Source organism: Leifsonia sp. PS1209 (assembly GCF_012317045.1).
In the GTDB taxonomy this organism is placed as follows: Bacteria; Actinomycetota; Actinomycetes; order Actinomycetales; family Microbacteriaceae; genus Leifsonia.
Genome location: NZ_CP051154.1, coordinates 4,021,036 through 4,045,361 on the forward strand (window position 1 = coordinate 4,021,036; position 24,326 = coordinate 4,045,361).

Sequence of the window (24,326 nt, forward strand, 5' to 3'; positions counted from 1 at the left end):
ATGTCCGCACGCCGCCGTCGCAAGCACGAGCCAGAGGAGGAGCACGAGAACGAGGAGCGCTGGATGGCCTCCTACATGGACATGGTCACCGTGCTCATGTGCATGTTCATCGTGCTGTTCGCGATGTCGACGGTGGACCAGAAGAAGTTCGCCGAGCTGAAAGACTCGCTGGCGACCGGGTTCGGGCAGGTGAAGTCGCAGAAGATCGACACGGCCACCGGCGTGATCGTGCCGCCGTCCCAGGTGGACGACAAGGGCAAGAACACCGACCTGGCCCTCGCCCAGCAGGAGGCGCAGAACCTCAAAGACCTGAAGGACCGCATCCTGGCCGCGCTGACCAAGGACGGGCTGCAGGATGCCGTCCAGCTGCGCATCGACGCACGCGGGCTCACGATCGGGCTGGTGGGGAACGAGACGTTCTTCGCCTCCAACCGCGCGGAGCTGAGCGTGCAGGCGACGCAGGTGCTCAACGACATCGGCCCCGTGCTCGCGCCGACGCCGTACCAGGTGTCCGTGGAGGGCCACGCCGACCTGCGGCAGCCTGGCGCCCCGTACCCGACCAACTGGGAGCTCTCCGCCGGGCGCGCGACGAGCGTGCTGCGTCACCTGGTGGAGACGGACGGCTTCCCCCAGGAACGCATCGTCGCCCTCAGCTACGGCTCGGCCCGGCCGTTGGCCAGCGCCACCGGAACGACCGACGCCGATCTCGCCCTCAACCGCCGAGTGGATGTGGTGGTCCTGTCGAACCAAGAGGACGCCATCCGGAAACTCATCCCGCAGGTGCTCGGTTCGACGACCACGGCGTCCGGGTAGCTTCCGCGCTCAGTCCAGCACGACGGGCCGCGTCCGCACCGGCGCCAGCCACGCGGAGACGATGACCGCCGTGATCGACCCCGCCGCCATGATCGCCGCGAGGACCACCACCTGGAACCGTCCGGCTTCGAGCGGTGACACCCCGCCGAAGATCGCGCCGACGAACGCGCCGGGCAACGTGACGAGGCCCGTCGTCTTGGTCTGGTCGACCGACGGGATGAGCGCGGAGTAGACGGCGCCGCGCGCCAGGTCGAGGGTGGACCGTCTGGGGGTGGCGCCGAGCGCGAGCCAGCCTTCGACCTCATCCCAGTGGTCGATGGTCGCCTCGGTGAAGCGGCGTCCGGTGAGTGTCGCGATGCTCATGGCGTTCCCGATCACGATGCCGCCGATCGCGAGCGCGTACCGGGCGGAGAACTCGATGGCCCCGGTGAGGAACACGACGGCGAGCGTCACGACGATGCCGGTCGCCATCGCGACGCCCATCATGGTCGCGTGGTCGACCGACCAGCCGACCCGTCTCGTCGCGGTCGCGGCGGCCACGGAGAACATGACGAGCAGGGCGAGCGCCACCCACACCGGACTGGTGATGACTCCCGCCAGGATCAGGCTGATGACCGCCAGCTGCAGCGCACCGCGGAGGATCGCCAGCAGCGGAGCCCACCGGCGGGGCACCCGGTACACCGTGAGCACGGCGGTGGCCAGCGCGGCGAGCAGCAGCACGCCCAGGATGGTCGGGCCGAGCTCGCGGATGATGGGCACGGGACGAGCATACGGTCGGCGGTCGGCCGTCGACGCCTTCGACGCCTTCTCGCCGGGCTGCGGAGGCCATACCCTCTACTCATGACCGCGCGCATCGCCAACGTCACCATCCACGCGGAGGACCCTGCGGCCCTCGCCCGCTTCTGGAGCGCGGCGATGGGCTATCCGGAGCCGACAGGATGGTCGGACGACGAGCTCGCCACGCTGAAGGCCAACGGGCTGGACGACGACGCGATCGCCTCCCGCGCCGTCGCCTGGGACGGGGACCGCAGCCACCAGCGCTTCTACTTCACCCGCTACCGCCACGAGCGCAGGCAACGCAACCGGATGCACATCGACATCACGCCGTTCGACGACCGTCGGGCATCCCGCGACGAGCTGGAAGCCGAACGCGACCGCCTCGTCTCCCTCGGGGCAACGGTCGAGAAGCCGCTCATCGGTTCGTGGGGGCCATTCGAGGAGTTCGCGATCATGATGCGCGACCCCGAGGGCAACGAGTTCTGCCTGCAGTGAGGAGAGACGATGTTCGGTTCCCGCAAGTTCAATGATGTGATGTCGCAGCTCAGGCCCGACCTCAGCACAGAATCCCTCGGCGTCGGCCCCGATTTCCCCGGCATCGCCCCGAACCCGTCGCTCAGCAGCGAAGCACGGAAGCGCAATGCGGACCTGCGCGCCGGAGCTCTCGCGCTCGGCGTGCTCGTCGACTGGCGGGAGATCAATAACAACCCCCGCGTCGTCCTGATCTTCGACGTGGACACGCCCGGCGGCGTCTCGTTCCGCGGCATCGCGGACGAAACCCTCACGATCACGGAACTGACCAGGCTCGCCCCCGGACAGACCTGGCCCGTGCGCTACCGCCCCGCCGTGATGGACCATTACGTCGCCCTCGCCCGGGATGCCGATCCCATCGAGGTGCAGCGGGTCACTGAGGAGATCGCGCGGCGGAAGTAGACGAGGCTCCGTGATGCACCGGCTCACTCGAGACCAGGTCCGCCGCATCGCCGTTCGGGCGCAGCTGCTCGACGCAGACCGGCCCGACGATGTCGTCGGGATCGCCGAGCAGCTCGGTGCCATCAAGATCGACCCGACGGCCACCATCGCGCCGGCGGAGCACACCATCCTCTGGTCGCGGATCGGCTCCGCGTACGACGGAGGCCAGCTCGCGAAGGCCGTCGAATCGGATCGGCTGCTGTTCGAGTTCGACGGAGCCTTCCGTCCGGTGAGTCTGCTTCCGCTGATGCTGCCGGCCATGCGGCGCTGGCCGCGCAGGGAGAGCAGCCGCCAGTGGCTGGAGGCCAACGACCGTTTCCGGACCGACGTGCTCGCGCGACTGCGGGCCGAAGGTCCGCTGCTGGCCAGCGAGATCCCGGACACCGCCGACGTCGCCCGCCCGCCCGACGGCTGGTCGGGATCGAACCAGGTCGTGCACATGCTCGACTTCCTTCAGCGGCAGGGCGAGGTCGCCGTCGCGGGACGGAACGGACGCCATCGACGCTGGGATCTGGCCGAACGCGTCTACCCGTCCGATCTGCCGGAGTTCGACGACGACGAGGCCGAACGGCTACTGAACGAGCGCAGGCTCCAGGCGGCCGGCATCGCCAAGCAGCGATCGCCCTGGACCCCGGTGGGGGAAGCAGGCGAGCCCGCCACGATCGACGGGATGCGGCAGAAATGGCGCGTCGACCCCGAGGCACTCGCAGCGCTCGAGAAGGACGAAGGCGGCCGCGCCGCGTTCCTCAGCCCGTACGACGGCATGCTCTTCGATCGCCCCCGGCTGCGCGAGATTTTCGAGTTCGACTACGTCCTCGAACAGTTCAAGCCGAAGCCGCAGCGAAAGTACGGGTACTTCGCCCATCCGATCCTGTTGGGCGACCGGTTCGTGGGAATGCTCGACGCCGAAATCGACCCCGAGCACGACGAACTGAGGGTCACCGCCGTTCACGAGTTCGAGCCATTCGACGAAGACGAACACGAGGCGGTCCACGCGGAGATCGCCGACCTGGGGAGGTGGCTGGGCGTCGACGTGCCGGAATGGTGACGCCGACTGCCCGGACAAGCCAGAGGGGCCCCCGGCGTGCGCCGGAGGCCCCTCTGCCGTGAGACGCCGCGCGTCCCGACGCGCTGCTACCGCTTCAGGTTGGTCAGCTCCTGGAGCACCTCGTCCGAGGTGGTGATGATGCGGGCGTTCGCCTGGAAGCCGCGCTGGGCGACGATCAGGTTGGTGAACTCCTGGGAGAGGTCGACGTTGGACATTTCGAGGGAGCCGCCCTGGATGGAGCCGAGGCCGGCGTCGCCGGGGCCGCCGAGCTGCGGGTTGCCGGAGTTGACGGAGGCGCGGTAGCCGGAGCCGCCCGCCTTCTCGAGGCCGCCCGGGTTGACGAAGGTGGCGAGGGCGATGCGGCCGACCGCCTGCTTGTCGCCGTTGGAGAACAGGCCGATGAGGGTGCCGTCCTGGGAGAGGCTGAACGATTCGAGCGTTCCGGCCTGGCGGCCGTTCTGCTCCTTGAACGCCACCGTGGTGAGGTCGGCGTATCCGGTGACAGCACTGAGGTCGACCGCGACGCCGCCGACCGTGATGCTGCCCGGGCCGGTGAGCACGCCGTTGTTGAAGGCGAGCGTGCTGGTGCCGGTGGCCGTGCCGTCGGTGCCCGCCACGTTCCAGCCCGCGCCGGTCTTGGTGAAGGTGAGCGACAGGGTGCGGGCGACGCCGGTGGAGTCGTAGACCTTCACGTCGCGCACGAGCTGGTCGCCGAGCGCTGCGCCGGACGGCAGGTTGCCGGTGACGGTGCCCGTCGTGGTGGCGGAAGCGGGGGCGACGGCCTTCAGGGGGATGGTCACGTCGCCGAGCGCCCCGCCCTGCTGGATGACGCCGTTGACCGCGTTCCAGCCCTGCAGGATCGCGCCGCCCGGGCCGACCAGGCGACCCTGCGCATCCGGGTCGAACGAGCCGGCGCGGGTGTAGAGGGTCTCGCCGCCGACCTTGGTGACGAAGAAGCCGTCGCCGTTGATCATCATGTCGGTGGCGCGGCCGGTCGCCTGCGCTGCGCCCTGGGTGAAGTTGGTGGAGATTCCCGCGACCAGCACACCGAGGCCGATCTGGGCCGGGTTGGTGCCGCCGGCCGCGCCCTGGCCGCCGCCGGCGCCGCGCACCAGCTGCGAGAGGGTGTCCTCGAACTGCACGGCGGACGCCTTGAAGCCCGTGGTGTTGACGTTTGCGATGTTGTTGCCGGTCACATCCAGCATGGTCTGGTGCGAACGGAGGCCGGAGATTCCGGAGTAGAGGGAACGGAGCACGATGCTGCCTTTCTGTGAGGTTCGGTGATGTCAGGCGGTCGGCGCGGGGTCAGGGGTGGGGGTGACCACACCGGAGATCGCGTCGAGGTTGATCTTCTGGTCGCCGACCGTGACGACGGGGACGGACCCCGCGTACGAGACGGACGAGGCGACGCCGGTCTTGGTGGCGCCGTCCTTGTCGAGGTAGCTGACGGTGTGCCCGACGAGGGCGGCCGCCGCTGTGCGCATCTGCAGGGCGAAGCCCTCCTGGCTGGTGGTGTCCAGGTTGGTGAGCTTCTCCATCGTCGCGAGCTGCGTGGTCTGGGAGATCATCTGGTTGGTGTCCATCGGCGAGCTCGGGTCCTGGTTGCGCAACTGGGTGACCAGCAGCTGCATGAACGCCTCACTGTCGAGAGACTGCTTGGGCTGCCTGGTGGGCAGCGTGGAGTAGATGCCGCCTGTGGCGGCGGTGTCGTTCGCTCCGGTGACGGGGTCGACGGCCACGGTGGCTCCCTTCTGTTGTGAGGCTGGTTGGGTCGGTCGGTCGGTGGGTGTCAGACGACGAGGTCGATGGTGTGACCTGCGCCGCCGTAGCGTGCAGTCCGCTGCTGTTCGGGGGTCCTGTCTGCGGCGGTGCCGGCTTGCTCCGCCCGGGATGCGGTGGGGGCGTTCCCCTGCCGGTCCGCCGTTCCGCCGCGCTGGTCGTCGGTCTGTGGCTGGTTCTGGCTGGACAGGTCGAGGCTGCCGGAGAGTCCCGCGCCGCTGAGGTCGCGCCGCAGGTCGGGCAGGATGGCGCGCAGTGCGTCACGGCCGCCGTCGGTCGGGGCGAACAACTCGACGCGCACACCCTCCGCACCGACGTGGGCGCGGACCGTGACCGGCCCGAGCGTGTCCGGCGTGACGTGCACGGTCATCACGTGGTCACCCCTGCCCGCCGACGCGAGGGTGAAGATCGGACGCGCGAGCTGCTGCGGGAGCGCAGGGGGTGCTGCGGGTGCCGGGGTGGGGCTGGAGGTGGGTGCTGGGGCGGAGGTCGCGGTGGTGGGGGTGGTGGGGGTGGTGGCGGCGGGCGCTGCCAGTGCTGCGGGGGCGGCGGTGGATGCGGTCGGTGCGGCGGGCGCGGATGGTGCGTCGTCGGCGGTGCGGGGTGAGGGGGTCGCGGTGGCCGCGGTGAGGGTAGCGGCCGTTGCGGTGACCGCTGTGGTTGCGGAGGCCGTGGTTGCGGCCGCCGTGGAGGCCGCGGAGGTGGCCGTCGCGGCGGAGGCGGCGGTCGCGGTCGCGGCCACAGGGGTGGCGGGGACGGCTGGCGCGGGCGACGTCGCGGCAGTGCCCGCGGCATCGGCGGAAGCAGCGGACGCTGCCGAAGCAGTGCCGGAGGCTGCTGTGCCCGAACCTGCGTCAGCGGAAGCCGCACCGAGAGCTGCAACGGCCGCTGTCGACGCCGAGCTCGTGGCGGTGGCAGCGCCAGCCGCCGGAGCAGCCGGGGCGGAAACCGTGCCCGCCGCGACTCCTGTTGCCGACGAAGGCACGCCAGCAGCGGCGCCGGTGACATTCGGCGTTGTCGGAATGCGGGAGTCGGTGGTGTTCTTGCCCTTCCCGCCAGCGTTCCCCGACGCCGCGGCGGAGGCAAGCGCCTCCGGTGTCCCGGCTGTCGCCGTCGCAGCAGTAGCGTCGGCTGCGGCGACGAGCGCATCGGCGACGGCATCGCCTGCAACGCTCGCTCCGGCGGTTGCAGCAGACTCCTGAGAACCGGCACCGCCAGCGGCAGCGGTGGCTCCGGCAGCACCGGCCGCGGAACCGGCGGCACTGGAAACGCCCACATCCCCACGCGTCACGGGAGCTGCCGCGTCCACCGGCTTCGCAGAAGCACCCGCATCCGCACCCGCGGCCTTCTCTGCGCCGCTCTTGACCGCCTTGCGGGGCCGCGCGTCGGACGACGACGGCTCGTCGCGCGATGCCGGGCGTGCATCCCGTGCATCCCGTGGGTTGGTGTTCGTGGGAGCAGCACCGGCGAGGAACTGCTGGAACGCGTCTCCACCCGTGCCGGGCTTGCGCGCGGCGGCCGGGGCGGACGGCGCCGCGGTCACCGGAGCGATGGTCGGGCTCATTCTGCGCCTCCGCCGAGCATCGAGGAGATGAGCGCCTGCAGCTGGGCCGCCTGCGCCGCGGCAGACGGAACGGAGGAGGACTGCCCGGCCAGCCCGGAGACGCCGGAAAGGGCGGAGAGCCCGGAAGGTCCAGAAAGACCAGAAAGACCAGAAAGACCAGAAAGACCAGCAGCGACCCCGCCGACCCCGCCCATCCCGCTCGCGCTGAACATCGCGGGCGCGCTCGCCAGCGCCGTGCTCGCCTCGGGCACCACGCGGCGGATGGTCACGATGTCGGAGTCGTCCATCCAGTTGTCGACCAGGCTCACGTTGCGGCCTTCGCTCGGCGCGTGGATGACTTTGCCGTCTCCCGCGTAGATGACGATGTGGTCGCCGCCGTTGGTCACGATCAGGTCGCCCGGCTTGGCCTGGGCGAGCGACGGCACCTCGGTGCCGAGCGTCGACTGGCCGGAGACCAGGCGGGGGACGTCGATGCCGAGGTCTTTGAACACGCGCTGCACCAGGCCGGAGCAGTCGAGGCCGCTCGACGTCGTCCCGCCGAAGACGTACGGGACGCCGAGGTACTTCTTGGCGTCGGCCACTACGTCGGCGCCTGTCACGGACCCGCCGCCGGCCGTCCCGCCCACGGCGGACGTCTCGCCCACCGCTCCGGCGAGCGCGTTGGCGAAGTCGGTCGCCGATGCTGCGGAGGCTGCGGACGCCTTGCCCGTCGAGGTCGCCGTCGGCTGGTCGATCTGCACCAGGGTCGCCTGGATCTGGGCGATCCTCGCGAGTGCGTCGGTGACTGTCATGCGTCGTTCCCTTCCCGTTCGCGCACCCAGGCGCCGGTGGCGATCTCGTCGATGGCTGCCTGTTCTGCGCTGAGTTCTCCGGCGAGCACGCTCGCGTTGTGCCGTGCTTCGAGCTTTTCCAGGCCGACCGCGCGTGCTTTCGCCTCGCCGAACGCCGTCTGCGCCTCCGCGACCTCTGCGTCGGCCTGGTCGGCGAGCGCTGCGAGGTCGGCGAGCATGCTGCGACTGGATGCGCGGGCGGCGGCCATCGCGAACAGCGTGCTCGCATCCGTCGCCTCGACGGGCACGGCGTGAAGGGCGGCGATGGCTCGGGCCTGCCGCTCCCCCGCATCCCGCCGGAAGGCGTTGGCCGCTGCGAGGTCGCTCGCCGCGTGGTCTTTCTCGATCTGCCGCAGCCGCAGCAGTCCGGCCAGTTGGAACGCCCGTGCCATCAGACACCTCCGAGCTGGTTCACCAGGATGCCGAGGCGCTGCCAGGCTTCGGCGGGGTCGGCGCTCTCGCCGAGGTTCTGGCGCAGGAAGGCGTTGATGGCGTCTTCGTGCGCGACGGCCGCATCCACTCGGGGGTTGGTGCCCGTCTTGTACGCGCCGACGTCGAGGAGGTCCTGGGCCGCGACCTTGGCGGCGAGGATGCTGCGCAGGGCGACGGCGGCTGCGCGCTGCTCCGGCGTCGTGACGCGGGAGGCGAGGCGAGAGATGGAGCCGAGCACGTCGACGGAGGGGAAGTGGCCGACGACGGCGAGGCGGCGGTCCATCACGACGTGTCCGTCGAGGATCGAGCGGGCGGCGTCCGCGATGGGCTCGTTGTGGTCGTCTCCGTCGACGAGCACGGTGTACAGCCCGGTGATCGAGCCGACCTCGCCGGTGCCTGCGCGTTCGAGCAGCTGGGCCAGCAGGGAGAACGTCGACGGCGGGTATCCGCGGGTGGCGGGCGGTTCGCCCACCGAGAGGCCGATCTCGCGCTGCGCCATCGCGACACGGGTCAGCGAGTCCATCATCAGCACCACGTGTGCGCCTGCGTCGCGGAACGACTCGGCGATGCGGGTCGCGGTGAAGGCCGCGCGGAGGCGCATCACGGCGGGCTCGTCGGAGGTCGCGACCACGACGATCGAGCGGGCGAGCCCCTCCGGCCCGAGGTCGTCTTCGAGGAACTCGCGCACCTCGCGGCCGCGCTCCCCCACCAGCGCGATCACCGAGATCTCCGCCTCTGTGCCGCGCGCGATCATCGACAGCAGCGACGACTTCCCCACACCGGATCCGGCGAACAGGCCGAGCCGCTGCCCGCGCCCGACCGTGACGAGCGTGTCCAGCACGCGCACCCCCAGGCCGAGCGGGCTCTGGATGCGCGCCCTGCGCATGGCCTCCGGCGCACGGTTGTCGATGGGGACGAACCCGTCCGGCTCGATCGGGCCCTTGCCGTCCACAGGGCGGCCGAGGGAGTCGATGACGCGGCCGAGCATCCCGCGCCCGGTCGGCACGAGCAGCGGAGCACCGAGCGCACGGACGGGAGCACCAGCGCCGATGCCGGTCAGCCTGCCGAACGGCATCACCCGGATGCGTTCGGCCGAGGTCGCGACGACCTCCGCGTGAACGCCGGGCCGCTCCCCCACCACGACGACGTCGCCGATCGCGGCGGGAACGCCTTCCACCTCTGCGCCGAGGCCGACGATGCCGACGACGCGGCCCACCTTCTCCACGCGCGCGGCGCGCACGGCGTCGGCGATGCGCGGAAGGGTCGCGGTGTCCAGGGCTGCACTCATCCCAGCGCCTCCCGTGCACGGTCGAGCGCCGAGTGGATGCGCGCATCCAGCCAGCCGTCGGGCAGCTCACCGACCGCATCCCCCGGCGCCAGTGCCGGATCGGCCACGAGCCGCACGGCGTCTCCGGCGGCCCCTGCGCCGATGGCGGCCAGGTCGTCCGGGTTCAGCCGGACGACGGCGACCGCCCCTGCGACGTCTCCGCCGAGCACGCGCGCCACGGCGGCGCGCGCGGCGGCCGTGCGGTCGGTCAACGCATCCCCCACCACGGCCTCAGCCAGGTGGAAAGCCGCGTTGACCAGGGATTCCTCTACTTCGGTGAGCACGGGAACCGTCGCCTCGCGCAGCTCGATCGCCGCATTCCGCAGTGCTGTGGCGAGCACCGCGAGCCGTTCCGCAGCCGCCGCGTCGTCCGCCGCACGCTCGGCGTCGGCCGCCGCGCGCCATGCCCGCTGTTCTTCCGCCGCCGCCCGCAGGCCGTCCGCGTACCCGGCGGCATACCCGCGCGAGCGGGCGACGCCGGCCTGTGCGACGGCTTCGGCGGTCTCCGCGATCACCGGGATGGCGACGGGGGCGAACACGGCGTCATTCGACATACGCGTCCTCGTCGTTCCGCTGCACGGTGATCGCGCCCGTGGCCTCCAGGTCGCGGATCGCGCGCACGATCTCGGCGCGGGCGTCCTCCACCTGCGAGAGGCGCACAGGGCCGAGCACGCGGATCTCGTCCGCGAGGATCTCCCTGTTGCGCTCGGACAGGTTGGTCGTGATGGTCTCGATGACCTGCTCGGTCGCGCCCTTCATCGCCACGGCCAGCATGGCCGCGTCGATGCCGCGCAGCACCTGCTGCACGTCGCGGTCCTCCAGCTTGACGATGTCGGCGAAGGTGAGCATCCGGGAGCGAACCTCTTCCGCCAGCTCGGGGTTGCGGCGTTCGAGGGCTTCGAGCAGAGCCTTCTCCGTGCTCGCGTCCGCGCGGTTGATGATGTCGACGAGCGGCTGCACTCCCCCGACCACGTCGGACGAATCGCGCGAGCCGACGACGGCCCCCGCGCGCTGCTTGAGCGTGTCTGCGACGACGCGGACCGCATCCGGGCTGGCGCTGCCCATCGTGGCGATGGCGTGCGCGACATCCGCGCGAGCCGTCTCGTCGAGTCCCGCGAGGATGCGGGATGCGTGGTCGGGGCGCAGGTGGGCCAGCACCAGCGCGCAGGTCTGCGGGAGTTCGCCGGTGAGCAGCATCTGCACCTGGCCGGGCTCGACGGCATCCAGGAACTCGAACTGCTTGCCGGCCATGCTCGACGCGACGCGGTTGAGCACACCGGTGGCCTTCTCGGCGCCGAACGACGCTTCGAGGAGCCCGACCGCGATGTCCCTGCCGCCGCGGGTGCTCATCCCGCCGCGCACGGTGAGGTCGTGGAACTCGCTGATCGCCTTCTCGGCGATGGCGGGGTCGACCCTGCGCAGGCGCAGGATCTCCGCGGTGATCTCGTCGGCCTCCTCCTCGGAGAACTGCTTCATCACCTGCGCCGCACGCTGCTGATCCATGTTCATCAGGACGATGGCGGCCTTCTGCGGGCCGCTCAGCGGTGCCTTGAGCTCGTTCATACGCCCTGCCGTTCATCCATCAGGCTGCGCAGGAACTCGGCCGTCTTCTGCGGGTCGCGTTCGGCGAGCGCCTCGATCTCGGCGCGGCGGCGCTCGGCCTCCAGCTCGGGAGCGGTCGGGTCCGGCACCGGGTCGAGCTGCATGGGAACGGTGGGCGGCGCCTGTTCGAGCGCGATCGGGAACGCGGCGGCGTCCAGCTCGACGGTGTCGGTGCCCTCGACGGATGCGTTCTCCTCCGCCCGTTTGCGGCTGCGGCGGAAGAGCGCGAACGCGATGATGATCGCTGCGACGATGGCGGCGCCGATGATCGACGAGCGGATGATGCCGGTGAGCTGGTCCGCTGCGGCTGCGTCCTTCGCCTCCTGGATCGCCTTGGCGGCCTCGGTGGCGCTCGCCTTGCTGAAGTTGACCATCTCCACGCTCACCGAGTCGCCGCGGGCCACGTCGATCCCCGCTGCGGCGTTGACGAGGTTGCGGATCTCGTTCGTGCTCACGTCGCCGCCGACCGCATCCTTGTTGAGGGCGACGGAGACGGTCTGCTTGTTGACGGCTCCCGCCGGGATGGTGCGCTGCTCGGTGACCTTGTCGACCGCGTTGTCCTTGGTGCTCGACTGTGAGTTGAACGTGCCGTTGCCGTTGGCCCCGTTGGGCACGGCGATGTTGTCCGGGCCGAGCACGCCCGCCGCTCCTCCCCCGGAGCCGGTGTACGTCTCAGACTGCGTGGTCTCGCTGAGCGAGGGCGCGTTCGTCGGAGTCGTGTACGTCTCCTCCGTGCGCTGCGCGGACTCCGTACTCACGTCTGCTGCGACGGCGACCGTGGCGTTGCCCGGGCCGACGACCTTGTCCAGCATCGCCTGCACGGCCGTCTTCACCCGGGTCTCGTAGTCGCTGGCCTGCTTGTCCGCTCCCCCGACCGCACCGGTGCCGACCGCACTGAGCACGGTCCCGGATGCGTCGATGACGGCCACATCGGTCGGCTGCATGCCGGTGATGGCCGCGCTGGTGAGGTGCACGATCGCCTGCACCTGGTCGGCGGAGAGCGTCACGCCGTTCTGGGTCTCCACGAAGACGGAGGCCGTCGGGTCCTTCTTCTCGGACACGAACACCGTGTCCTCGGGGATTGCCAGGCGGACGGATGCGGTCTTGACGCCCTTCATGGCGCTGATCGTCGAGCCCAGCTCGCCTTCCATCGCGCGCTTGTACGTGACGGACTGCTGGAACTCGGACGAGGTGACGCCCATCTTGTCGAGCAGCGAGTATCCGCCGGTCGTCGCCGTCGGCAGCCCGGCGGACGCGGCCTTGAGGCGCTCGTCGTACACCTTCTGCTGCGGCACGAGGATCGTGCCTCCGCCGTCGGTGAGCTGGTACGGGACGCCGTCGGTGCGGAGCTGGTCGACGATGCTGGACGCATCCGTCGCCTGCAGCCCGGAGAACAGCGGGGTGTACGCGGGCTGGGACGCCCACATCGCCAGCCCGGTGACGCCGAGCGCGACCACGGCCACGCCGATGATGGCGATGACGCGCTGCGCGATCGAGAACCCGCGGATCGTGTCGCCGATCCGCCGGAAGAAGCTCGTGACCTGCTGGGGCATCAGGCCTGCATCCGCATGATCTCGTTGAACGCATCCACGGCCTTGTTGCGGACGCCGGCGACGAGTTCGAGGGTGACCTGGGCGCGCGACGACGCGATGGTCGCGTCGTGGATGTCGGTGAGGTCGCCGGTGACGGCCTTGATGGCGAGGTTGTCGCTGGTGCCCTGCAGCTGCTGCAGGTTGTCGATGGCGCCGGTGAGCGAGTTCCCGAACGCCGCTCCCCCGGTGCCGGTGGCCCCGGATGCGGCGGACAGCGCACTGGTGGCACCGGTGGTGTCGATGGCGCTGACGGCGCCGATGGCGGGAATGGGCATCAGTTGCGTCCGATCTCGAGGGCTGCCTGGTACGACTCTTTGGCGCGGTCGACGACGGCCGCGTTGGCCTGGTAGCCGCGCTGCGCCATGATGAGGGCGCCCATCTGCGACGACAGGTCGATGTCCGGGTAGCGCACGTAGCCGTTCTCGTCGGCGACGGGGTTGTCCGGTTCGTAGACCATCCGCCCCTCGGCGCTGCCGTATGCGGCACCGGCGACGTACACGCCGGTGGTGCCTTCGCCTTCCTGGGCGACCACGTAGCGCGCCTGGAAGGCGGCCCCATCGGTCGGTTTCGCCGTGTTGATGTTGGCGAGGTTGTCGGAGATGGCGTCGAGCCACTTGCGGTGCAGGGTCAGTCCCGTGCCCGCGATGCCGATCGCGTCGAATGTCATCAGCTGGTCCTCAGTGCCGCTCGGATGGACGAGAACTGGCCGCCGGCCGCCTGCGAGGCGAACTGGAAGCGCAGCACGGTGTCCACGTTGGACAGGGTCTCTGTGTCGAGGTTGACGTTGTTGCCGTCTGTCCTGGTCGGCTCGAGCGAGCGGGCGACAGTGGATGCGGCGTGCCCGTCCCCGTGCGCGACGGACCGAGCGAGGGCATCCTCGAACGACACGCGCTCTGCGGTGTATCCGGGCGTGTTGACGTTGGCGATGTTGTTGGCGATAGCGCGCTGCCGGGCGGCGAGGCCGTCGAGGGCACTCGCGAGCGCGGCACTGGTCACGGATTCGAGCACAGCTGCATCCCATCGGAGATTCGTCTGGTGTGGCGGCCGATCCGTGGCCTGATCTGCGAGCTGTCCGTGCTCACTCTCTGCTATCGGCAGGGCTCTCGCGAACGTTAGCTGCTTTGTGAAAATCGGCCTGTGGAATGGGCTCTGTAACCGTCTTCGTGCACAGGTTCATCCACAGCTCTGCACAGTGGTCGAATTACACGGTGGTAGTTTCGAAGTCCTGTTCGAAACTGAGTCATGGCGTTCAGAAAGCCTGATCAGAGACGGTTTTGAACCTTGAGAACCTCTGAGAGTCCACACATCCCGCGCGTGTCCTCCACACGTTTCCGTACCTCATCCACCTGTTTTGCACAGAGTTATCCACAGGCTGAGGGAGGTGTGTGTGGAAACCGCTGCGGCCTCGCCGGCGCGGCCCGATTGCGGTCGACACGCTACGGTCATGGCATGTGGAATTTCTCATCGGGGCGTAGGCGACTGGCGTGCGCATGCTCGATCCTCGCCGGGCTCTCGCTCACGGCGTGCGTGGCCACCACGCCTGCTCCGTTCACACAGAAACGGGTCTCGTCCGATGCGCTGCCCCCGGCCGCTCGCTCCCTCGACGTGGATGCCGCATCATCCCGGTATCAGGGTCTGGCGAACGGGATGCGCGTCTACCTCACCCGCCAAACCGACGGCTCGGGCGTCTGCCTCGTCGCCGTGCCCGAATCGCATGGCGCGGTCGCCGCCTGCTCCGCCACCGGTGCTGCGGTGACGCTCACCGTGCCGCAGGGCGAGTTACGGTTCCACAACGATGGGTTCGGCGAGGCGGAGGGGGCGGGGGATAAGGTCTCCGATTACGTGCGGTATTCGCCAGTGGTCAGCGGCGACTGAACCACACGGCTAGCTGCCGTGCGAGTTGCCCGATCTCCTCCATCTCGCCCGCAGATACGGCGAGGATGAAGTCGAACATCGCGTCTTCGTCGTAGCGCTCCTCGTAGCCGTTCAGGTCGAAGAATAGGGCGCACAGGAGCCAGCCTGCGCGCTTGTTCCCGTCGAGCAGCGGATGGTTTTGTCGAGAGGGTATATACGCGTCAGCCGATCAAATCGAAGTACACCGGGTGCGGCCCCACTCGGCCGACCGCACCTGGCGGTCATGCTCCATCTGAGTGAGCGCGTCCTCTCAGCCGGGTGGGGCAGCGTGCATCGTCTACTTCCAATTAATATATTTAATATATGTAGTGTTATCTTCCTTTTGCGGGCGAAGTTGCTCAGCAGAAAGAGATGTAAAATGAATAATCTAACGCGTAGATTCGTGACATTGGCCGGTTCACTGGCTGTCCTCGGCGGACTTGCCGTGGCTGCCGCGCCTGCCGCGAGCGCTGCACCGTCGTGCAGCGGGGTGAATTACAACGGCAGCATCGCCTCGACGAGTTGCAGTGGAAGCGGCGAATTCCGTCTTGGCGTCACCTGCTACGCGGCGTGGCCGTGGGAGTCGACGTGGACGAAATACAGCGGATGGATGAAGGCCCCGCTCAGCGGCGCCCTCGCTGCTTCGTGCAACCTCACGACCAACAACGCGAAGTGGTTCGTCGAACGCCGCTAACCACCGATCAACGACAAGGAGCGCATCATCAGCAAGCAATCGCACACATACGGTGGTGCGCTCTTCGTCGTACTCGGGCTTGTGGGCTTGGCCGCATCCTTTGCGCTCGTGCTCGAGAAGCTCAAACACCTCGAATCGCCGACCGCGCAACTCACTTGCAGCGTCAACCCCTTCATCACCTGCGCGCCGGCGATGGACTCGTGGCAGGGGACGCTGCTCGGCTTCCCCAATCCACTGATCGGCGTGGTGTGTTTCGTGGCGCCGATCGTTGTCGGGGTCAGCCTTGTGAGCGGAGCTCGGTTCCCACGATGGTTCGTTCTTGCGTTCGTCGTCGGCGTGTGCCTGGGGATGGGATTCATCGTGTGGTTGATGGTGCAGACGGTGTCGTCGATCGGCGCGCTGTGCCCCTACTGCCTCGTGGTCTGGGCCGTGATGATTCCACTGACGCTCGCCACAGCGGCGTGGGCTGCCTCCAGCGGCACCCTCGGTGGCGCGGCAGTCCGGTCCGTCGGCGGGGCAGTGCTGCGGGTATGGCTGTGGCCGATCGCTCTCCTCTGCTATTCGGTCGTCTTCCTCGTATTGCTCGCAAACTTCCCGCTTCTCTGGCCCTTCCTCACCAGCCTGTGACCGACATAACGAAGGAAACACGATGACAGACCTTCACCCGAAGATTCCGAAGCGGGATCGACGCGATGCGGCTCGGATCGCTGCGCGCGCTCTCCGTGAAGAGGAACGTCGCCGCTCCAAGCGGAGGCGGCTGTTCGCAATCGGCGGGGGAGCGGTCGGCATCGTTGCCATTGGGCTCGCAGTCACGATGGGGATCTTGGCGGCCATCCAACCTCCACCTGCACCGCGCAACACTCAATCGGGAGCGATCGTCATCGGCGACACCACGAGCGGCGCGAAGCGCGTTGCGATCTACCAGGACTACCTCTGCCCCCACTGCGGCACCTTCGAGTCCACCAACGGACAGCAGCTGGCCTCCCGCGTCGCTGCAGGAACGGCGACGCTCGAAGTCCACCCGTTGGCCATTCTCACGACCATGTCCTCAGGTACTAAGTACTCCCTCCGGGCAGCGAACGCAGCGGCATGCGTAGCCGACCACGCGCCCGCGTCCTTCCTGGACTTCAACCAAGCTCTCTTCGCGCATCAACCGGCAGAGAACACCCCGGGACTCACCGACGCGGAGATCAAAGGCCTGCTTCCTGCGTCCATCACTGGTTCCGGCGTCGTGAACTGCATCGACGACGGCACGTTCAACAGGTGGGTACAGTCCGAAACCAATCGCGCCACGACAACACCCGTTCCTGGAACGGACCTCAAACGCATCGTGTCCACCCCGACGGTCTTCATCGACGGCACGCTTTTCAGCGGCGACATCAGTGACCCTGCAGCACTCGCCGCGCACTTCGGAGACGCGGACCGCTAACCGATCAAATCGAAGTACACCGGGTGCGGCCCCACCTCGGCCGACGGCACCGAGCGGACCGCGGCCAGGTGCTTCGCCGTCGTCTGGCGCACGTCTTCCAGGTAGCGGATCGTGTGCATCTGCGCTTCCAGGATGCGCGCCGCGCGTTCCATCAGTTCCGGCGGGATCGGGCCGAGGGCGATGGGCGGACGCCAGGGCACCGGGTCGATCGTGGCGAGTGCGCCCTGGAGGTCGTGCTCCATCTGGGTGAGCGCCTCCTCCCAGCCGGTGGGGGAGTGGGCGTCGTCTTCTTCCCACTGGGCGAAATCGTCAGGCTGTGCCAAGGGTGCCGCCCGTCTCCGAGGGGAGGAGTGCCGCGGCTTCGTGCCAGGTCTGGCGGAGCGGCTCGATGAGGTCGATGGCTTCGCGGATCTTGTCCGGGTCGCGTTCGATGTTGCCGAAGACGATGAGGTCGGCCACATAGGTGTAGAGCTGCAGCAGGCCGTCTGCGCCGTCCCAGGCGTCGAGGCGGAGGGAGGAGGCGAGTTCGGCGACGATCTGGTCGGCGTGGCGCAGGTTCTCCCAGGCCACCGGCCAGTTGCCGTCGCGCTGTGCGGTCTCCGCGCGGGTCAGGTCGAGGACCAGCCGGTCGTAGAGCATCGTCAGGAGGCGGACGGGGGAGGCCGACAGGATCGCATCCCTGTTGTACGCGTTGAGTTTGGCGGCCGTGCCGCTCAGGAGGCTCACGAGGAACTCGATGAGAGCGAGGCGAGCTGGCCGGTCAGCCATGATGATTGCGATTGCAGCTGCTGCAACTGCACTTCGAGGTTCGCGTAGGTCTTCTCCAGGGTCGAGCGGCGGTCGGCGAGCCTGGAATCCCAGTCGGTGATCTGGTCGTTGAGGCCTTTCACCGTCTTCTGTTCGCCGGCGATCTTGGTGGTGATCGTGCCGTCGTACTTGTCGCTGGTCGCCGTGGCGGCGTCGGCGACGCGGCCGGCGATCGTCTGGACGACCGCCTTCACCTTCTCCGGGTCGGCCGCGAGCGCGGCGCCGAAGACGTCCTTGTCGAAGGTGAGGGTTCCGTCGCGGGTGATGGTGATGCCGTACTTGGACGGCGAGACGCCGTCGATGGGGGCGGATGCGGCGCTCAGCAGTTTCTGGTTCGCGTCCCGCACCGTCGAGTCGCCGGTGAACGCTCCGGCCGTGACGACCGTGCCGCCCGTCGCGTTGGTTGTGGTCGACACCGCCTGCTTCGAGCTGACGTAGCCGAAGATGTCGTTCAGGCTGCTGACCAGGGTGTTCGCCAGGTCGGTGATCGACTTGTCGTCGCGGGCCACTGTCAGCGTGACGGGGGTAGTGGATGCTGCGCTCACGGTGATCGAGACACCGGGGAGCACGTCCGCGAAGGAGTTGGTGGTGGAGGTGACGGCCTGCGCGGCGCCGGTGCCGCTCCACAGGGTGAGCTGCGCATCCTGTGCTGCACGCACCTGGGCTGCGCCCGGCTCCGTGAGCAGGTTGGTGGCCGTTCCCGCCGTGACGTCGGCCGGGGTTCCGCGGTATGCGGTGAACGCCCCGGTCGAGCCGGTGGCGGTGGAGCTGAGCTGCAGCCGGTAGGTCTGCGCGCCGCTGACCGGGTCGAGGCCGGCCGCGACGCGGGTGGCGCTGACGCCGACGCCCGCCTTGTTGATCGCTGCGGCGACGTCGGCGAGGGATGAGCTCGCCGCGGTGACCTGCTTGGTCGTGCCGTCTGCGGCGACGAAGGTGAGCACGGGCGGCTCGTCCGGCCACTGGGTGAGGGGGCCGGTGACGATCACCTGGGACTGGGCAACCTTGTCCACCGTGAAGTCGATGGTGCCGTCGACGGCGCCGACTCCTGCGGTGACGGTCACAGCCGTGGAACTGCTGGACGCGGTGTGCAGGTCTGTGCCTGCCGGCTTCGACGCCTTCGTCGCGGCGTCTGCGAGCGCGGCGACCTTCGTGTTGAGCGCCTGCATCGCGGTGATGTAGCTGGTGGAGTCGCTGACCTTGTTCTTCAGCAGGGTCTGCGGGATGGCTTCCGCCTGCATCAGCTGGTCGATGAGGTCGGTGGTCTTGAGACCACTGATCAGCCCGTCGATGGCCAAGCCCATGAGCGTCTCCCTTCGTGTCTTCTCGCTGTCCTGCCCGCGTGCGGGAAGGGTCAGCCGGTGGTGCGGCCGGGATGCGCTTTGGGGTTGCGCATCCCGGCCGCGGCCCTACTAGCGGAGCAGCTGCAGAACGCCCTGGCCGGACTGGTTGGCCTGCGCGAGCATCGCGGTGCCGGCCTGCGACAGGATGTTCGAGCGGGTGTACTTCACCATCTCGTCCGCCATGTCGGTGTCGGTGATACGCGAGTTCGCGGCCGACAGGTTCTCCTTGGAGACGTTGAGGCTGCGGATGGTGCTCTCGAAGCGGTTCTGGACCGCACCGAGGTTGGCGCGAGCGGTCGACACGTTCGTGATCTGGGTGTCCAGAGCAGCGATCGAGGTCAGCGCGTTCGCAGCGCTGTCGAAGGTGAGCGCGCCGACGGCGGTCGCGACGGTCGCGACGTTCGCACCGGACAGGTCCACCGCGATCTGGTCGTTGGCGGCAACGGAACCCGCACCGACCTGGAAGGTCAGCGTGGCGTTGGAGCCATCGAGCAGCTTGATGCCGTTGAAGTTCGCGTCGCCCGAGATGCGGGTGAGCTCCTTCGTGAGCTGGTCGACCTCGGTCTTGATAGCGGCGCGCGAGTCGGCGTTGTTCGAGTCGTTGCCGGCCTGGACGGCCAGGTCGCGCACGCGCTGCAGGATCGAGTGGACCTCGGTCAGCTGACCTTCAGCGGTCTGCACGACGCTGATGCCGTCCTGAGCGTTGCGGGCGGCGACCGTGAGGCCTCCGACCTGCGACTTCAGGCCCTGCGAGATCGCCAGGCCTGCCGCGTCGTCCGCCGCACGGTTGATGCGGAGGCCGCTGGACAGCTTCTCGAGCGACTTCGACAGGTCGCTCTGCGTGTTGTTCAGGTTGCGGTAGGCGTTGAGTGCCGACACGTTGGTGTTGATCTGCATACCCATGATTGCTATTCCTCCATGATTGGGTTTGTGCGGCCCGTCCGTGGGCTGCAACATCTTCTATCGGCCGTCGCGCCCATCCCGTTAGCGATGATCTGCGACGATCTGCGACGAGTTCAGGATGCGCGTGCCGAGGTGGACGACGGCGGCGGCGAGAGCCGCGCGACGTTCGCCACCGCGTGCTGCGCGAGGCGGGCGAGGTATGCGCTGCGGCGGGCCTGCGAAGTCTTCGCCTCGATGACCTCCGGGTCGCCCTCGTCTGCGTAGTGCGTGGCCATGCCCTCGCGCATGAGGCGGATCGCCTCCGAGCGCTGCTGCGACACGGCCGAGTGGGTGATGCCGAGCTCTTCCGCGACCTCCGTCACGGTGCGGTCGTCGAAGTAGATGGCCTCGACCACGTAGCGCATCCGGTCGGGGAGGGCGGAGACGGCGGCGCGCACGTATGCGGTCTGCTCTCCGGCCAGTAGCGAGTCCTCGGGGGAGACGGCGTCGGAGACGAGGATCGTCTCGACGGTCTCGTCGATGGTGGTGACGGTCCTGGATGCGTCGGACAGCGCAGCGGCCGCCGTCTCGCGGTCGACGCCCAGCGCGTTGGCGATCTCTTCGACGCTCGGCGTGCGGCCGAGGCCGGCGGTGAGGCTCTCCTGCACCGCCATCGTCTCCTTGATGCGCTTGCGGGCCGAGCGGGTGGCCCAGTCGCTCGCGCGCATCTCGTCGGCGAACGCGCCGACGATGCGGGTGCGGGCGTATGCCCCGAACGGGATGCCCAGTGTCGGGTCGAACGCTCCGGCGGCCTGCACGAGGGCGAGGGCGCCGGCCGAGGCCAGGTCGTCGCGCGACAGGTGTGTCGCCCGGGAACACAGGTCGGAGACGAGGTAGCCGACGAGCGGCAGATTCTCGACGACGAGCGTGTTGCGTTCTGTGCGGTTCACGCGGGCGACCCCTGTCCTGGTTTGCCGAGCGCCCGCGTCCGTCCGGCGTTCGCCGGTGGTTTCGGTGCGGGTGGTGCGGGCGGTTCTGTGGAGTGTCCGGACTTACTTCGGGTGCCGAACAGGCGCTAGGGGTCTTGCTCGTGTTCACGGTAACAATTGCAAGTAACTCCGCGCGGGGGTGTCGCGCCCCCACTATGGGGCAGTACCTACCCCCAGTACGGGGAATACTGACATTCATGTGAAAAGCGCTAGGCGTCCCAGCCAACTCACTGGCCGCCGCCCCTAACATCGAGGCCAAACCTGCCGATGGTCTCTGGTGACGGCGCAGACCGGCGCCGCGGACACAAGGGGACCATGTGCGCACGACGACTCACGAGGAGGTTGGTAGCGACATGGCGGCGAGTGAACTCTCTGCGCAGCTCTGGAAGGAACGCGAGCTGCTCGAGCTGCTGCTCTTCAAGCTCGAGGAGGAGCAGCTACTGCTCACCGCGGGCAAGTCGCGCTGGATCTCCCACGCGACCCGCGAGGTCGAGCAGGTGATGGAGCGCATGCGCTCCGTCGGGCTCGCCCGCACCGTCGAGGTCGCCTCGCTCGCAGAGGAGTGGGGGATCAGCCCCGATTCCAGCCTCCGCGAACTCGCCACGGCCGCCCCCGACGGCATCTGGTCCGACATCTTCGCCTCGCACCTGGCCGCCATGATCGAGCTCACCGCGCAGATCGCCGAGGTGCGGGACACCAACGAGCGCCTGCTGCGCGAAGCGGCCCGCTCCACCCAGGAGACCATCAACGGCCTCGCCGGCGGCGGGGGAGACCCCGGGGTGTACGGCGCGGGCGGCGAGAGCCGGCCCGGCGCATCCACTGCCAGGCTCTTCGACACGGAAGCGTAGGACAGCGACAGGATGAGCACCTTCAGCGGACTCAACACCGCGTACACCGGGCTGGTCGCCGCCAAGGCGGGCCTGGATGTGGTCGGCCAGAACCTGGTCAACGCCAACACGCAGGGATACACCAGGCAGCGCGTCCAGACGTCCGGCGTGCCGGCGCTCAACCAGGCCGGGCTCTTCGTCGGCGGCGTCCGCCCGGGCCAGGGTGTGAGCGTCGACGGCATCCAGCGTCTCGACGATGCAGCACTGGATGCGCGGGTGCGCACCACCACGGCCCTCTCCGGATACTCGAACACCAGGGCGTCCGCCCTCTCCACGCTCGAAGCCTCGCTCAACGAGCCGGGCACCAACGGCATCTCGGCGCAGCTGCAGAAGTTCTGGTCGGCCTGGTCGGACGTCTCCAACCAGGCGGGGGAGCAGGCGCCGGCCGGCGTGCTGCTCGGCCAGGCGGGCAGCCTGGTCACCCAGATCTCGCAGGGCTACGCGTCCGTCGACAACCAGTGGAGCGCTCTGCGCACCAACGTGGACGGCATGGTCACCGACCTCAACCAGGCCGCGAGCCAGGTCGCAGAGCTCAACGGCCGCATCCGGGCGACGCTGGCCTCCGGGGGCTCGGCGAACGAGCTGATGGACCGCCGCGACGTGCTCACCACGCAGATCGCCAACCTCGCCGGCGGTGTCGTGCGCCCGCGCGACGACGGAACGGTGGATGTGCTGATCGGCGGCAACGCGATCGTCTCCGAGACCTCGTTCAATGCCGTTCAGGCCGCAGGCGCCCGGCTGATGGGGGATGCGACAGGCGACCCCGTCCGCCTCGAGTGGGCGAGCCGTCCGGGCTCCGCCATCGCGATGGAGGGCGGCGCCATCTCCGGCGCGATCTCCACGCTCGCGCCGGCAGACGCATCCGGCACCGGGGGAGTGCTGGCTGAGGCAGCGGCCGGATACAACGCCTTCGCGGTCACGCTCGCCCAGCGGGTGAACGACCTGCACCGCACGGGAGCGACCCCGAGCGGCGCGACCGGCCTCGACTTCTTCGCGATCGACGCCACCAAGCCCGCCGCGCTCGGCCTGTCCGTCGTGCCGACCACCATCGGCCAGATCGCTACCGGGACGCCGGGTGCCGGCGGAAGCGACGGCAGCCTCGCGGGGGCCATCGCCCAGCTCGGCACCGGCCCGAATGCAGTCGACAAGCAGTGGACGGCGTTCGTCGTGCGCATCGGCGTTGCGAGCAAGTCGGAGCAGCAGCAGTCCGCGCTGGCCGACCTCGCCTCCAAGGGCGCGGTGAACGCGCAGCTCTCCAACTCGTCCGTCGACCTCGACGAAGAGAACATGAACATGCTGGCGTTCCAGCATGCGTACCAGGGTGCCGCCCGCGTGATGACCGCGGTCGACGAAGCGCTCGACGTGCTCATCAACCACACCGGATTGGTCGGGAGGTAACCGTGTTCACCCGTGTGACGAACGCGACCCAGACGCTCAACGCGCAGAACAACCTGCAGGCCAGCCTGCAGCGGCAGACCGCGCTCTACGATCAGGCGACGAGCAGGCGCCTCCTGAACCGGCCGTCGGACGACCCGACCGCCACGGCGAGCGCCCTCGGCGTCCGCTCCGACCAGGCGGCCAACGCACAGTATGCGCGCAACGCGGACAACGGGGACGCCTGGCTCACCACCGCCGACTCCACGCTCACCTCCGTCGAGGCGATCATGAACAGGGTCCGCGACCTCACGGTGCAGGGCTCCAACGACGGCGCTCTGTCTCCCGAGGCGAAGGAGGCCGTGGCCACCGAGCTTGACGGCCTCAAGAAGAGCCTGCTCTCGCTCGCGAACACCACCTACCTCGGCCGAACGGTCTTCGCGGGCAACTCGAACGCCGGCGTCGCGTTCCAGCCCGACTACACGTTCACCGGCGTCGCCGGGAGTACAGTCGACCGCAGAGTCGGTCCAGACTCGACCGTGCGCGTCGACTCCGACGGCGCAGCGGTGTTCGGCACGGGGGCGAGCTCGGTGTTCGCGCTCATCGACAACACCGTGAGCGATCTGCGCTCCGGGGTGAACACGGGACCTCGCCTCGGCGAGATCGACAACCGGATGAAGGCCATCGTGGGAGAGCACGCGGAGATCGGTGGGCGCCAGACCCGCATCGACAAGGCGAAGGACACGCTCGCGGTGAACTCGAACTCGCTCGAGGGCCAGCGCGCGAGCCTCGAGGACGTCGACCTCAGCAAGGTCCTCCTCGACCTGAAGACCCAGGATGTGAACTACCAGACCGCGATCGCCGTCACGGCGAAGGTGCTCCAGCCGACGCTGATGGACTTCCTCCGATGAGCGCCGTCAGCTTCCTCGCCCCGCCTCCCGGCCTGGAGCCGCTGGTCGACTTCGAGCTCACCGCCGTCGCCGGCGCGGAGGGCCTGTACACGCTGCAGGCCGCCGAGCGCCCCGAGATCCGCCTGTTCACGATCGACGCGGCCAGGCACCTGCCCGGCTACTCGCCGGAGCTCCCGGATGACAAGGCCGCCGACCTGGGCGTCAGCACGGCGGCGGAGGTGCTGGCGCTCGTCGTCGTCACCCCGTCGCGCGAGGGCAGCACGGTCAACCTGGCCGCTCCCGTTCTCGTCAACAGGGCGACCGGCGCCGGGCTCCAGCTGGTGCTCGACGACGACGTGTTCCCTGTGCAGGCAGAGCTCGCCGCCCTCGCGGGCGCCTGAGTCT

At 69.0% G+C, this 24,326-nt stretch carries 30 protein-coding genes; 12 read left to right on the forward strand and 18 right to left on the reverse strand.

Features of this window, described 5'->3' with window-relative positions:
- The gene (locus tag HF024_RS19235) at nt 1-813 is read left to right on the forward strand and encodes a flagellar motor protein MotB (RefSeq protein ID WP_168690664.1); all 813 of its coding nucleotides are present in this window, start codon (nt 1-3) and stop codon (nt 811-813) included.
- A 9-nt stretch (nt 814-822) separates the two neighbouring features.
- Here the strand turns inward: HF024_RS19235 and HF024_RS19240 are convergent, their stop codons facing one another.
- On the reverse strand, nt 823-1,572 hold the full coding sequence (locus tag HF024_RS19240) for an ABC transporter permease (protein ID WP_168690665.1): 750 nt from the start codon (nt 1,570-1,572) through the stop codon (nt 823-825).
- A gap of 81 nt (nt 1,573-1,653) precedes the next feature.
- Between HF024_RS19240 and HF024_RS19245 the strand changes: the two genes are divergently transcribed.
- From HF024_RS19245 to HF024_RS19255, 3 genes are read left to right on the forward strand one after another with little or no spacing between them, the layout of a single operon-like run.
- Nucleotides 1,654-2,085 (forward strand): VOC family protein, encoded by a 432-nt coding sequence (locus HF024_RS19245; protein ID WP_168690666.1) that lies wholly within the window; start codon nt 1,654-1,656, stop codon nt 2,083-2,085.
- Nucleotides 2,086-2,124: 39 nt separating this feature from the next.
- Nucleotides 2,125-2,523 carry a hypothetical protein gene (locus tag HF024_RS19250; protein ID WP_247597213.1) on the forward strand — a complete coding sequence of 133 codons (399 nt, stop codon included), beginning with the start codon at nt 2,125-2,127 and terminating at the stop codon, nt 2,521-2,523.
- Nucleotides 2,524-2,536: 13 nt separating this feature from the next.
- Complete coding sequence (locus tag HF024_RS19255) at nt 2,537-3,610, forward strand: crosslink repair DNA glycosylase YcaQ family protein (RefSeq protein ID WP_168690668.1); 1,074 nt, start codon at nt 2,537-2,539, stop codon at nt 3,608-3,610.
- A gap of 86 nt (nt 3,611-3,696) precedes the next feature.
- Here HF024_RS19255 and HF024_RS19260 read toward each other — a convergent pair whose 3' ends face one another.
- From HF024_RS19260 to HF024_RS19320, 12 genes are read right to left on the reverse strand one after another with little or no spacing between them, the layout of a single operon-like run.
- The gene (locus HF024_RS19260; protein WP_085367382.1) at nt 3,697-4,866 is read right to left on the reverse strand and encodes a flagellar hook protein FlgE; all 1,170 of its coding nucleotides are present in this window, start codon (nt 4,864-4,866) and stop codon (nt 3,697-3,699) included.
- A 30-nt stretch (nt 4,867-4,896) separates the two neighbouring features.
- A complete protein-coding gene (locus tag HF024_RS19265; protein WP_085367383.1) occupies nt 4,897-5,349 on the reverse strand; it encodes a flagellar hook capping FlgD N-terminal domain-containing protein in 453 nt (150 codons plus the stop codon).
- Between the two features lie 50 nt (nt 5,350-5,399).
- Nucleotides 5,400-6,953 carry a flagellar hook-length control protein FliK gene (locus tag HF024_RS19710; RefSeq protein ID WP_210723992.1) on the reverse strand — a complete coding sequence of 518 codons (1,554 nt, stop codon included), beginning with the start codon at nt 6,951-6,953 and terminating at the stop codon, nt 5,400-5,402.
- A complete protein-coding gene (locus tag HF024_RS19280) occupies nt 6,950-7,744 on the reverse strand; it encodes a C40 family peptidase (protein ID WP_168690671.1) in 795 nt (264 codons plus the stop codon). The genes HF024_RS19710 and HF024_RS19280 overlap by 4 nt, the downstream gene beginning before the upstream one ends.
- The gene (locus HF024_RS19285) at nt 7,741-8,175 is read right to left on the reverse strand and encodes a hypothetical protein (protein WP_168690672.1); all 435 of its coding nucleotides are present in this window, start codon (nt 8,173-8,175) and stop codon (nt 7,741-7,743) included. The genes HF024_RS19280 and HF024_RS19285 overlap by 4 nt, the downstream gene beginning before the upstream one ends.
- Nucleotides 8,175-9,503 (reverse strand): FliI/YscN family ATPase, encoded by a 1,329-nt coding sequence (locus tag HF024_RS19290; protein WP_085367386.1) that lies wholly within the window; start codon nt 9,501-9,503, stop codon nt 8,175-8,177. The genes HF024_RS19285 and HF024_RS19290 overlap by 1 nt, the downstream gene beginning before the upstream one ends.
- On the reverse strand, nt 9,500-10,096 hold the full coding sequence (locus HF024_RS19295; RefSeq protein ID WP_168690673.1) for a FliH/SctL family protein: 597 nt from the start codon (nt 10,094-10,096) through the stop codon (nt 9,500-9,502). The genes HF024_RS19290 and HF024_RS19295 overlap by 4 nt, the downstream gene beginning before the upstream one ends.
- Complete coding sequence (gene fliG / locus HF024_RS19300; protein WP_168690674.1) at nt 10,086-11,105, reverse strand: flagellar motor switch protein FliG; 1,020 nt, start codon at nt 11,103-11,105, stop codon at nt 10,086-10,088. The genes HF024_RS19295 and fliG overlap by 11 nt, the downstream gene beginning before the upstream one ends.
- Nucleotides 11,102-12,697 (reverse strand): flagellar basal-body MS-ring/collar protein FliF, encoded by a 1,596-nt coding sequence (gene fliF, locus HF024_RS19305; RefSeq protein WP_168690675.1) that lies wholly within the window; start codon nt 12,695-12,697, stop codon nt 11,102-11,104. The genes fliG and fliF overlap by 4 nt, the downstream gene beginning before the upstream one ends.
- Entirely contained in the window at nt 12,697-13,011 is a 315-nt protein-coding gene (gene fliE, locus HF024_RS19310; protein ID WP_085367390.1) for a flagellar hook-basal body complex protein FliE, read from the reverse strand. Before fliE ends, fliF begins: the two co-directional genes overlap by 1 nt.
- Nucleotides 13,011-13,403, reverse strand: coding sequence for a flagellar basal body rod C-terminal domain-containing protein (locus tag HF024_RS19315; RefSeq protein WP_055897381.1), 393 nt, complete (start codon nt 13,401-13,403; stop codon nt 13,011-13,013). Before HF024_RS19315 ends, fliE begins: the two co-directional genes overlap by 1 nt.
- A complete protein-coding gene (locus tag HF024_RS19320; RefSeq protein ID WP_085367391.1) occupies nt 13,403-13,744 on the reverse strand; it encodes a flagellar basal body protein in 342 nt (113 codons plus the stop codon). The genes HF024_RS19315 and HF024_RS19320 overlap by 1 nt, the downstream gene beginning before the upstream one ends.
- Before the next feature lie 441 nt (nt 13,745-14,185).
- On the opposite strand from HF024_RS19320, the gene HF024_RS19325 reads away from it, so the two are divergent.
- The 4 genes from HF024_RS19325 to HF024_RS19340 all read left to right on the forward strand — a co-directional run bounded on the left by HF024_RS19325 (nt 14,186) and on the right by HF024_RS19340 (nt 16,752).
- Nucleotides 14,186-14,611: a hypothetical protein gene (locus HF024_RS19325; protein ID WP_168690676.1), complete on the forward strand. Its 426-nt coding sequence runs from the start codon at nt 14,186-14,188 to the stop codon at nt 14,609-14,611.
- A gap of 427 nt (nt 14,612-15,038) precedes the next feature.
- Nucleotides 15,039-15,323, forward strand: a complete 285-nt coding sequence (locus HF024_RS19330; protein ID WP_168690677.1) for a hypothetical protein — start codon at nt 15,039-15,041, stop codon at nt 15,321-15,323.
- Nucleotides 15,324-15,350: 27 nt separating this feature from the next.
- Complete coding sequence (locus HF024_RS19335; RefSeq protein WP_281727840.1) at nt 15,351-15,950, forward strand: vitamin K epoxide reductase family protein; 600 nt, start codon at nt 15,351-15,353, stop codon at nt 15,948-15,950.
- A 22-nt stretch (nt 15,951-15,972) separates the two neighbouring features.
- Nucleotides 15,973-16,752 carry a thioredoxin domain-containing protein gene (locus HF024_RS19340; RefSeq protein ID WP_168690679.1) on the forward strand — a complete coding sequence of 260 codons (780 nt, stop codon included), beginning with the start codon at nt 15,973-15,975 and terminating at the stop codon, nt 16,750-16,752.
- On the opposite strand, the gene HF024_RS19345 is transcribed toward HF024_RS19340, so the two are convergent.
- The 5 genes from HF024_RS19345 to HF024_RS19365 all read right to left on the reverse strand — a co-directional run bounded on the left by HF024_RS19345 (nt 16,749) and on the right by HF024_RS19365 (nt 20,731).
- Nucleotides 16,749-17,075: a hypothetical protein gene (locus HF024_RS19345; RefSeq protein WP_247597215.1), complete on the reverse strand. Its 327-nt coding sequence runs from the start codon at nt 17,073-17,075 to the stop codon at nt 16,749-16,751. The two genes, HF024_RS19340 and HF024_RS19345, sit on opposite strands and share 4 nt — an antisense overlap.
- On the reverse strand, nt 17,062-17,478 hold the full coding sequence (locus HF024_RS19350) for a flagellar export chaperone FliS (RefSeq protein WP_085367398.1): 417 nt from the start codon (nt 17,476-17,478) through the stop codon (nt 17,062-17,064). The genes HF024_RS19345 and HF024_RS19350 overlap by 14 nt, the downstream gene beginning before the upstream one ends.
- Nucleotides 17,475-18,860 (reverse strand): flagellar filament capping protein FliD, encoded by a 1,386-nt coding sequence (gene fliD / locus HF024_RS19355; protein WP_168690680.1) that lies wholly within the window; start codon nt 18,858-18,860, stop codon nt 17,475-17,477. The genes HF024_RS19350 and fliD overlap by 4 nt, the downstream gene beginning before the upstream one ends.
- 108 nt (nt 18,861-18,968) lie before the next feature.
- Nucleotides 18,969-19,802 (reverse strand): flagellin, encoded by an 834-nt coding sequence (locus HF024_RS19360; protein ID WP_210723993.1) that lies wholly within the window; start codon nt 19,800-19,802, stop codon nt 18,969-18,971.
- A gap of 113 nt (nt 19,803-19,915) precedes the next feature.
- Entirely contained in the window at nt 19,916-20,731 is an 816-nt protein-coding gene (locus HF024_RS19365) for a sigma-70 family RNA polymerase sigma factor (RefSeq protein WP_085367401.1), read from the reverse strand.
- 392 nt (nt 20,732-21,123) lie between these two features.
- Here HF024_RS19365 and flgN point away from each other — a divergent pair, with 392 nt between their 5' ends.
- Genes flgN through HF024_RS19385 form a run of 4 tightly spaced genes read left to right on the forward strand, consistent with a single transcriptional unit; the run spans nt 21,124 to nt 24,322 of the window.
- Entirely contained in the window at nt 21,124-21,618 is a 495-nt protein-coding gene (flgN, locus tag HF024_RS19370; protein ID WP_085367402.1) for a flagellar export chaperone FlgN, read from the forward strand.
- 12 nt (nt 21,619-21,630) lie between these two features.
- Entirely contained in the window at nt 21,631-23,055 is a 1,425-nt protein-coding gene (gene flgK / locus HF024_RS19375) for a flagellar hook-associated protein FlgK (RefSeq protein WP_168690681.1), read from the forward strand.
- Between the two features lie 2 nt (nt 23,056-23,057).
- Nucleotides 23,058-23,942: a flagellar hook-associated protein FlgL gene (gene flgL / locus HF024_RS19380; RefSeq protein WP_168690682.1), complete on the forward strand. Its 885-nt coding sequence runs from the start codon at nt 23,058-23,060 to the stop codon at nt 23,940-23,942.
- Entirely contained in the window at nt 23,939-24,322 is a 384-nt protein-coding gene (locus HF024_RS19385) for a flagellar assembly protein FliW (protein WP_168690683.1), read from the forward strand. Before flgL ends, HF024_RS19385 begins: the two co-directional genes overlap by 4 nt.
- The last annotated feature ends 4 nt before the right edge of the window (nt 24,323-24,326 follow it).

Excerpts from the sequence above, each read along its gene's own strand:
- HF024_RS19255 (WP_168690668.1), top strand. The coding sequence starts at position 2,537 with ATGCACCGGCTCACTCGAGACCAGGTCCGCCGCATCGCCGTTCGGGCG.
- HF024_RS19315 (WP_055897381.1), bottom strand. The coding sequence starts at position 13,403 with ATGACATTCGACGCGATCGGCATCGCGGGCACGGGACTGACCCTGCAC.
- HF024_RS19250 (WP_247597213.1), top strand. The coding sequence starts at position 2,125 with ATGTCGCAGCTCAGGCCCGACCTCAGCACAGAATCCCTCGGCGTCGGC.
- flgK (WP_168690681.1), top strand. The coding sequence starts at position 21,631 with ATGAGCACCTTCAGCGGACTCAACACCGCGTACACCGGGCTGGTCGCC.
- HF024_RS19385 (WP_168690683.1), top strand. The coding sequence starts at position 23,939 with ATGAGCGCCGTCAGCTTCCTCGCCCCGCCTCCCGGCCTGGAGCCGCTG.
- HF024_RS19360 (WP_210723993.1), bottom strand. The coding sequence starts at position 19,802 with ATGGGTATGCAGATCAACACCAACGTGTCGGCACTCAACGCCTACCGC.
- HF024_RS19340 (WP_168690679.1), top strand. The coding sequence starts at position 15,973 with ATGACAGACCTTCACCCGAAGATTCCGAAGCGGGATCGACGCGATGCG.
- HF024_RS19325 (WP_168690676.1), top strand. The coding sequence starts at position 14,186 with ATGTGGAATTTCTCATCGGGGCGTAGGCGACTGGCGTGCGCATGCTCG.
- fliF (WP_168690675.1), bottom strand. The coding sequence starts at position 12,697 with ATGCCCCAGCAGGTCACGAGCTTCTTCCGGCGGATCGGCGACACGATC.
- flgN (WP_085367402.1), top strand. The coding sequence starts at position 21,124 with ATGGCGGCGAGTGAACTCTCTGCGCAGCTCTGGAAGGAACGCGAGCTG.
- HF024_RS19290 (WP_085367386.1), bottom strand. The coding sequence starts at position 9,503 with ATGAGTGCAGCCCTGGACACCGCGACCCTTCCGCGCATCGCCGACGCC.
- fliD (WP_168690680.1), bottom strand. The coding sequence starts at position 18,860 with ATGGGCTTGGCCATCGACGGGCTGATCAGTGGTCTCAAGACCACCGAC.
- HF024_RS19285 (WP_168690672.1), bottom strand. The coding sequence starts at position 8,175 with ATGGCACGGGCGTTCCAACTGGCCGGACTGCTGCGGCTGCGGCAGATC.
- HF024_RS19295 (WP_168690673.1), bottom strand. The coding sequence starts at position 10,096 with ATGTCGAATGACGCCGTGTTCGCCCCCGTCGCCATCCCGGTGATCGCG.
- fliG (WP_168690674.1), bottom strand. The coding sequence starts at position 11,105 with ATGAACGAGCTCAAGGCACCGCTGAGCGGCCCGCAGAAGGCCGCCATC.
- HF024_RS19235 (WP_168690664.1), top strand. The coding sequence starts at position 1 with ATGTCCGCACGCCGCCGTCGCAAGCACGAGCCAGAGGAGGAGCACGAG.
- HF024_RS19245 (WP_168690666.1), top strand. The coding sequence starts at position 1,654 with ATGACCGCGCGCATCGCCAACGTCACCATCCACGCGGAGGACCCTGCG.
- HF024_RS19280 (WP_168690671.1), bottom strand. The coding sequence starts at position 7,744 with ATGACAGTCACCGACGCACTCGCGAGGATCGCCCAGATCCAGGCGACC.
- HF024_RS19710 (WP_210723992.1), bottom strand. The coding sequence starts at position 6,953 with ATGAGCCCGACCATCGCTCCGGTGACCGCGGCGCCGTCCGCCCCGGCC.
- fliE (WP_085367390.1), bottom strand. The coding sequence starts at position 13,011 with ATGCCCATTCCCGCCATCGGCGCCGTCAGCGCCATCGACACCACCGGT.